This is a genomic window from Streptomyces coffeae, from assembly GCF_016741875.1.
Classification (GTDB): Bacteria; Actinomycetota; Actinomycetes; order Streptomycetales; family Streptomycetaceae; genus Streptomyces; species Streptomyces coffeae.
In genome coordinates, this window is sequence record NZ_JAERRF010000213.1 from 1 (window position 1) to 398 (window position 398).

A 398-nucleotide genomic window follows, 5' to 3' on the forward strand; every position below is an offset into this window, starting at 1 on the left:
TCCACCCGCCGACCACCAGCACCCTCAAACACCGCAGCCCAGTCCACATCCACACCACGCACATACAACTCCCCGGCCGCGGACAGCACCGACTCAGCCTCCGCACGCCCCCCACGCAACGCCGACACCGCCACCACCGACTCCACAGCAGGGTCCGTCGCCGACTGCGCCAACGCAGCCAACACAGGATCCGGCCCCACCTCCAACAGCCGACCCACACCCTGCGGCCCAGTAGCAGTACGCAGCGCATCATGGAACAGCACCGGCCGACGGACCTGATCCACCCAGTACCCCGAACTGGCCCAGTCCCCGGCACCGACCAACTCACCGGTCACCGTACTCACGGCCGGAAGCACAGGCTCCCGATAGTCAATCGAGGACGCCACCACCGCGAAGTC

1 pseudogene is annotated in these 398 nt (G+C 67.6%); it reads right to left on the reverse strand.

Annotation, left to right across the window (positions count from 1 at the left end):
• Positions 1 to 344 (reverse strand): annotated as a pseudogene (locus tag JK363_RS42015) (hypothetical protein); the annotation flags it as partial.
• Positions 345 to 398 lie beyond the last annotated feature (54 nt).